The organism is Nocardia carnea, from assembly GCF_029868325.1.
GTDB lineage: Bacteria > Actinomycetota > Actinomycetes > Mycobacteriales > Mycobacteriaceae > Nocardia > Nocardia carnea_C.
Genome location: NZ_JARWNW010000012.1, coordinates 1 through 6,805, shown reverse-complemented (window position 1 = coordinate 6,805; position 6,805 = coordinate 1). Strand labels below are relative to the sequence as shown.

At 68.5% G+C, this 6,805-nt stretch carries 6 protein-coding genes; 1 reads left to right on the top strand and 5 read right to left on the bottom strand.

The features are described from left to right. Positions 1–96: 96 nt before the first annotated feature. Positions 97–948 carry an ATP phosphoribosyltransferase gene (gene hisG, locus QH196_RS00195; protein WP_280413709.1) on the bottom strand — a complete coding sequence of 284 codons (852 nt, stop codon included), beginning with the start codon at positions 946–948 and terminating at the stop codon, positions 97–99. Between the two features lie 40 nt (positions 949–988). Further along, positions 989–1,252: a phosphoribosyl-ATP diphosphatase gene (locus QH196_RS00190; RefSeq protein ID WP_280413708.1), complete on the bottom strand. Its 264-nt coding sequence runs from the start codon at positions 1,250–1,252 to the stop codon at positions 989–991. Between the two features lie 173 nt (positions 1,253–1,425). On the opposite strand from QH196_RS00190, the gene QH196_RS00185 reads away from it, so the two are divergent. Further along, on the top strand, positions 1,426–2,076 hold the full coding sequence (locus tag QH196_RS00185; protein ID WP_280413707.1) for a TetR/AcrR family transcriptional regulator: 651 nt from the start codon (positions 1,426–1,428) through the stop codon (positions 2,074–2,076). Between the two features lie 721 nt (positions 2,077–2,797). On the opposite strand, the gene QH196_RS00180 is transcribed toward QH196_RS00185, so the two are convergent. From QH196_RS00180 to QH196_RS00170, 3 genes are all read right to left on the bottom strand, one after another. Continuing rightward, entirely contained in the window at positions 2,798–4,612 is a 1,815-nt protein-coding gene (locus QH196_RS00180; RefSeq protein WP_280413706.1) for a choline/carnitine O-acyltransferase, read from the bottom strand. A 71-nt stretch (positions 4,613–4,683) separates the two neighbouring features. After that, positions 4,684–5,487, bottom strand: a complete 804-nt coding sequence (locus tag QH196_RS00175) for a class I SAM-dependent methyltransferase (protein WP_280413705.1) — start codon at positions 5,485–5,487, stop codon at positions 4,684–4,686. 47 nt (positions 5,488–5,534) lie between these two features. Beyond that, positions 5,535–6,395: a HalD/BesD family halogenase gene (locus tag QH196_RS00170; protein WP_280413704.1), complete on the bottom strand. Its 861-nt coding sequence runs from the start codon at positions 6,393–6,395 to the stop codon at positions 5,535–5,537. Between the last annotated feature and the right edge of the window lie 410 nt (positions 6,396–6,805).

The window sequence follows — 6,805 nt, the reverse complement described above, 5'->3', positions numbered from 1 at the left end:
CCCGCGAGACAATGCGGCGCAGCCGCGAGTATCGCGGGCGGAAAGCATGGACCAAGGGGGGCCGAAACCCGCGGCGCCGCCGGCGCCGCCGATAACTCAGAACGCCCGGCAGGAACGGATATCGGTGGCGAGGATGGCGCGGGCGCCGAGATCGGCCAGCCGGTCCATCAGTTCGTTGCCCTGTTTGCGGGGTACCAGGGCGCGGACGGCCACCCAGCCCTCGTCGGCCAGGGGTGCCACGGTCGGCGATTCCAGGCCGGGGGTGATCTGCGCGGCACGGTCGAGCAGGCCCTTGGGGCAGTCGTAGTCCAGCATCAGATACTGCTGGGCGAACACCACTCCCTTGACCCGGGCAATCAGCTGGTTACGCGCCCGGTCGTCTCGATCGGCTGCGGCCTGTTCGATGAGCACCGCTTCGGAATCGCACAGCGATTCCCCGAATGCCACCAGGTTGTGCTGGCGCAGGGTGCGCCCGGAGCCCACCACATCGGCGATGGCGTCGGCGACGCCGAGCTGGATCGAGATCTCGACCGCGCCGTCGAGCCGGATCACCTCCGCCTCGATTCCGTGGCGGGCCAGATCGGCGAGCACCAGGTTCGGGTAGGAGGTGGCGATCCGTTTGTCCTGCAGGTCCTGCACCGTCCAGTCGCGTCCCTGCGGGGCGGCGTAGCGGAAGGTGGAGCCGCCGAAGCCGAGCGAGAGACGTTCGGATACCGGAGCACCGGAGTCCAGGGCGAGGTCGCGGCCGGTGATGCCGAGGTCCAGTTCCCCGGATCCGACGTAGATGGCGATGTCCTTGGGCCGCAGGAAGAAGAACTCCACCTGGTTTGCGGGGTCGAGGACGGTGAGGTCACGCGAATCGGTGCGTTTGCGGTAACCGGCCTCGGTGAGGATGGCGACGGCGGATTCGGAGAGCGCACCTTTGTTGGGTACTGCGACGCGCAGCATGATGGCAGGTCCTTTCGGTTTCGGGGAACGGTCGGGGCGTCTACAGATGTCGGTAGACGTCCTCCAGCCGCAGCCCGCGGCCCACCATCAGGACCTGCACCCAGTACAGGAGCTGCGATATCTCCTCGGCGAGCGCGTCGTCGCCTTCGTGTTCGGCGGCCAGCCACACCTCACCGGCCTCCTCCAGCACCTTCTTGCCCTGGGTATGGACGCCCGCGTCCAGTGCGGCGACGGTACCCGACCCGGCGGGACGGGTGGCTGCGCGATCCTGGAGCTCGGCGAACAGGGCCTCGAAAGTCTTCACGGCAGGTCATTGTTTCAGACCACCCCCGCGCCCTTGTCCCCGACTGCACACCGCTGTGCCGTAGCACTCATCCGGCCGGTTCCGGAGCTGTCGCGACCCCGGGCGGGACCGCCACCGCCGGGCCGCACCCACGTCATCGGTACTGTGATGATCCGAGGAGGTGGTCACCGACTGTGGACGAGAACATGGCACAGGCCCGGCAGGAGCGCCGGCACCTGATCGTGGCCGCCGCGTCCGGATTGTTCGCCGCGTGCGGCTACCGAGCGGCGAGTATGGACGAGATCGCCTGCCGGGCGGGGGTCAGCAAACCGGTCCTGTACAACTCCTTCAGCAGCAAACTGGAGCTCTACCTGGCGGTTCTGCACGATGCGCTGCGGGTGCTGGGTGACACGCTCGCGGAGGCGCTGGCACCGGCCCAAGGCATGCGCTCGATCGTTTCGGCGACGGTGGCCGCGATATTCGATTTCGCCGATACCCATCCACGCAGCGCCACACTTCTGGCGGGTGCCGCGGTGGTCGACGAGCCGTCGGCCCAGCGGGTGGCCCATCAGGCGACGACGATCTGCACCGACACCCTCCTGCAGGCACTGGCCCCTTATCCGCCGGCGCAGGCCGAACGGGGCTGGCTGATCACGGCGGAGGTGGTCGCGATCGCTCAGTCGTGTGCGCGGCACTGGGTCCTCACCGGCAAGCCGCTCCCCCGGCACGAGGCCGTCGCCACGACCGCGGGCCTGTGCTGGACCGGCCTGTCCGGTGTCCAGCAGGCGCGGAAGAGCCCGGAGCCCACCGAGACGAGTGTGCCTGCCTCCGACGCGCGGATGTAAAGCACCCGCAGGTGCTGGAAACCCCACTCCGGTATCGCCGACAGTTCACCCCGCGTGGATTTGTTCACCCTGCCCGGGCTTCGAGCGTGGACCGAAAACAACCACTCACCGACGACACCGGCCCTGCTCTGTCCGGCCGCAGCGGCGCCCGCCCTCGCGGCCGGCGAGCCAGTTGATCCGGACCCCACCGAGACCCGTTCACCCTCACGACTCACGCCCGAACCAGACCACACCGGTCAGCGCAACCGCACAGCCGGCATAGCAATCGGACCGGCCGGACCATGCACCGACCCTTGTCCCGGCTCGCGTTGGTACGACCTCGATCGTCGGCTCTGCCGGTTCCACGAACGGACGCGGCCATGCCGACCAGCAGCAGAGCCTGGCAACCCCGCTTCATCGGACTACCTCGCGCGGGTCGACACGAAGCACCCTGCCGCGGGATCGCTACGGTCGGCACGCTCCCTGCGGTCAGCACGATCCCCGCGATGGGGGCGACCGGGACGGCCCGTGCGACCGACGCGATGGACAACCGTGGACCCGCTACGAAAGCCGGGTACGTCCGGACGCCCCAGACGGCAGTACCGTCCGGGGCATTCGCGAGCGCCCCCGGCGGCTCGGCCGGCACGCGGGTGCGGCCGGAATCGTGGGCCCGGCCGCCGCAGAGCCAACGCGGTGGCGTGTTGCTCGTCAGGCTGCGGGGGCCCGCAGACGGGCTGTGGCTCTACTGCGCGGCGAGCAACTCCTCCAGTTCGGCGACCGCGGTGCGGAGGTGGTCGGCGAAGGTGTGCATCTCATCGGCCACCGCGGCCGGGGTGGCCAGGTAGAGGTTCCACCGGTCCGGCAGCAGGACGTAGGCGATTCCGATGCATTTCGGGCTGGTGGAGCCGAAACCGAAGTACCGGATGTTCACCGACGGCGCCGAACTGGTGCTGAGGTAGTCGTCGCGCATGATCGTCCAGCCCGGGCTGTCGTACAGCGGGAGGGGTTCGGTGACGCCGAGTTCGGCGCCGCGGCGCCGCTGGATCCATTCGAGTTCCCACAGATGCTGTTCCGGCGCTTCCCCGGATTGGCACTGTTTGGCCCGGGCGACATGGGCGCCCGCGGCGGCGCGGGCCGCGGCGAGTTTCGCGGCGGTATCTGCGGCGGGATCCTGCAGGGTGTCGACGAAGGCGACCATTTCCGGGGTGATCACCCGCATCGCCTCGGTGCGGCCGTTGCGGTACTGCCGGGTCGCGATGGATTCGTAGGTGGCTCCGGTGAGACCTTTGCTGCGGCGATGGGCCAGCTGATAGCTCAGCTGGGCGAAGGCGTCCGGTGAGATACCGAGCTGTTTGGCGCGGGCCGTACCGAAATCGTCGAAGGACACCGTGGTGGTGGCATTGTCGGCAGCGTACTGCGCGAAAGCGGCACCGGCGGCGGTCACCGCGGCGCGCTGTTCGTCGGTCAGCCGGAACTCGATCTGTTCGATCGGGGGCAGCCCCTGGTTCCGTGCCCCGGATCGTTCCGTATGCCCGGTGACCGGTGTTTCCAGCAGGGCGTCGACGAAGGACAGGACTGTTGTACCGTCCAGCCCGCAGTGCTCGATATTGATTCCGGCCTGACCGTCGGCGAACACGATGAACGACACCGATTTGTCGAACCAGCGGTTGGCGCTGTCACCGTGCAAGAGGGTGTCACTGGCATGCAGTTCGTCGCGGGGGGCGAAATCTTCGAGGCAGACGCAGAACAGCGCGGTTTCGATCGTATCGAGCGCGGCAGCGTTGTGCGGATCGGTGAGCAGTTCGGCGCGGGCATGCGCCCAATCGGCCCGGGCCGCGGTGGTCAGATGCCCCACCGAGGTCCCGGCGGGCGCGGGTTCGGTCGCGGATTTCAGGATGGTGCACAGACCGCCGAGCAGATCCTCGAAGGCGTACGGGTCGCCGTCGGCGCCGAGCACATCCAGCCGGAACATGTTGCCGCGGTGCAGGACGAGGATATGGCGGGCGTCGGACGGACCCGGCCACGCCTCGCTGTAGGGCACCCGCACGGTGTCCTGTTCGGCGCCGGGGATCCGGGTTTCGGAGAACAGGTATTTGTTCTGCCACATCGACAACCGCTGCCCACGCTGGGTGACCGGCGGGATCTCCTCCCGGTCCAGGGCCAGTTTGTAATCGACAGCGGCCGCGACCAGCGCCGCGGCCCGGTCCGCCTGACCCGCCGCGGTGGAGGCCGCCAGCGCGGTATCGTCGCGGAACAGGAAGAAGAAGTTGGCGTTCAACGCGATCCGGTCGCGCCGGCCCAGGTAGCGGGACGGCCAGAACCGGTCCAGCCAACTGCCGACGCCGGGGGTTTCGTCGTATTCACGCAGGGCCGCGTGCAGGGTCCGGCCGGCGCCGCCGGGACGCAGCAGATCGGCCACGGCGTCCTCGGTGGCCGCCAGTTCCGCGGCGGTCAGCAGGGGTGTACACCACTGCACGAAGCGGGCGCAGCTGTCCTCCAGGGTCGGCAGCGGGACCCTGGGCAGTTGGTCTTCGGCGGCAAAGGTGCGTTCGGTCAAGTCGTCTCTCCGGTTCGGGTCGGTGCTGCTCGACGGTCGGGCTGATCCCGGTATCGCACGGGTTCGGTGTATTACGAAACCGGCCGGGACACATAGAGATTGGCATACAGCCGGCCTTCGGACTCCAGGCCGGTCGGATCGATACCGTTGGTGGTGAGGGTGTCCAGTACCTGCTCGCGTTCGGCGTCGGAGGCGAATCGGCGCTGGGCGAACTCGCCCGGCATCCGCCGGGTCCGATATCCCAGGGCGTCCAGTTCCGCCTCGATCGGTCCGAAACCGTACATGCGCAAGACGAAGTGTGCCATCCAGGGGCGGCGGTCCGGGGCCGCGGTCGCTATCCGGACGAGTGTCTTCTCGGTGACATAGCCGATACAGCCGGTGGAGATCACCAGATCGGCCGTGGCGAGGACCGCGCGTTGTTCGTCGGTGGGGTCGGCGGCCTCGAGGTCGGCGTGGACGACGCTGTCCAGCAGCCCGGCCGCCCGGGCATAGTCCAGGGCGGGTGCGGAGGCGTCCATTCCGATGAACCGGACCCCGGGCAGGGCGGTGGCATCACGGACACGATCCCGGTCGCGGGCGATGAGATCGCCGGTCCCGAGCACCGATTCGGTGTAGGAGCCGGCCAGCTCGGCGAGGCTCGTATCCAGGCGGAGCAGGGCGGCGTTCACACCGTAGGAACATCCGATATCCAGCACGGCCGGGGCGGTTTCCGCCATGGCCTCATACTCCGCTATCTGCTCACGCAGATAGGGTTTCGCCAGTTCCGGTATCCGATAGCCCAGTTCGGACATACGCGCGTAGTAGTCGCGGGGGTCGGGCCGAGAGTAGATATCGTCGAAGGATGCTTTCCCGGTGGTGTGCAACGGCACTGGCACGTTGTGTTCCTCTCGGTAGGGCGGTACCCACTCGATCGGGTCCCTGATCAATCCAGCAGCCGATCACCACGGACGGCATCGGCCGCCGCGTGATGATCCGGCAGTACCCGCCCGAAGAGCTGGCGGGTGCGTTCCACGGTGCCGATGACACCGGGGCGGTCACTGTAGGCGAAGATCGCCGTATGCCGAGGGGTCGCGCCCTGCACCGGCGACACCCGGTGCAGTGAGAATCTTCCCTGGAAAAGCTGCAGGTCGCCGGGGCGCAGCTCCAGCCGCCGGACGAGACCGTGGCCGCTGCCGGTGAGCACGGCGTGCACATCGGGGAGGTTCTCGGTGTGCGGGGAACGGATATTCGGGCAGTACTCGAACACGCCCCCGGACTCCGGTGCCGCCGTGAGCATGCTGACGGTGAATTCGTTGGTGTCGAAATGCCAGGGATGCGAGTTGCCCGGGGCCACCACGTTCAGGACGAGACCGGCCAGCGGGTCGGCGAATTCGTGCAACTGTGGCCGGCCGAAGCAGGCGGCGAGGAACCGCTGGAATTCGGTGCCGGTGTAGAGCTGGTGGATCAGTGCTCCGGCCGGAATCCGGTCGCGCGGGACGAAGGCGTTACCGCGTTCGAAGATGATCCGGCCCGGATGGTCCGCGGGCAGTTCGGTATCGAGCGGAATGTTGTAGGCGTTCACCCGTTCGGTGCGGTAGTAGGCGTGCGGAGCCATCTGCTCCCCCTGCTCCGCCAGCAGGGCGTGCAGCTCCGGCCGGATGAACTCGCGCAGTACGGTGCAGCCGTCCTCCGCGAGATCGGCCCGCGCGGCCGCGACAGCGGCAGCCCAGCCCGGCGTATCGGGCTCCGCAAGCGGGTAGCGGGAAGTATCGACGATCTCGTCCAAGGTCACCGTGGCGGCCATAGCGATATTGTTGCCGCCGGGCGGCCGACACGCCCGGCGAATGCGCGAGATGCCTGGTGAGCCCGGTCACGGACCATCCGGTTTTGTTGATCCGCAACACCATTCGCCGCGCAACGTTGTCGTTCCGCACCGTTTACCGACGGCTTTCGATGGACACTTCACATCCGATACCGCCCTTGCCCGCGCCTGCCGATCGCCCCACCGAGGAGACAGCACAGGCCGGGATGGCATGCCGTGGGGGGGGGGGGGGGGCCCCGCCCGCCGCCGCCCGGGGCGGGGGGGGGGGGGGGGGGGGGCGGTTTTTTTTGTTTTGGGGCGGCGGCCGTGCCGCCCGCCGTACTCGGTGCTCCGTCGGCCGCCGCCACCGTGACCCAGGTCAGTGTCACCCCGGATATGAATGCCGGGATCCG

What these genes read in the sequence shown, in the direction of transcription:
- hisG (WP_280413709.1), bottom strand. Translation starts at nt 948, where the DNA reads ATGCTGCGCGTCGCAGTACCCAACAAAGGTGCGCTCTCCGAATCCGCC.
- QH196_RS00170 (WP_280413704.1), bottom strand. Translation starts at nt 6,395, where the DNA reads ATGGCCGCCACGGTGACCTTGGACGAGATCGTCGATACTTCCCGCTAC.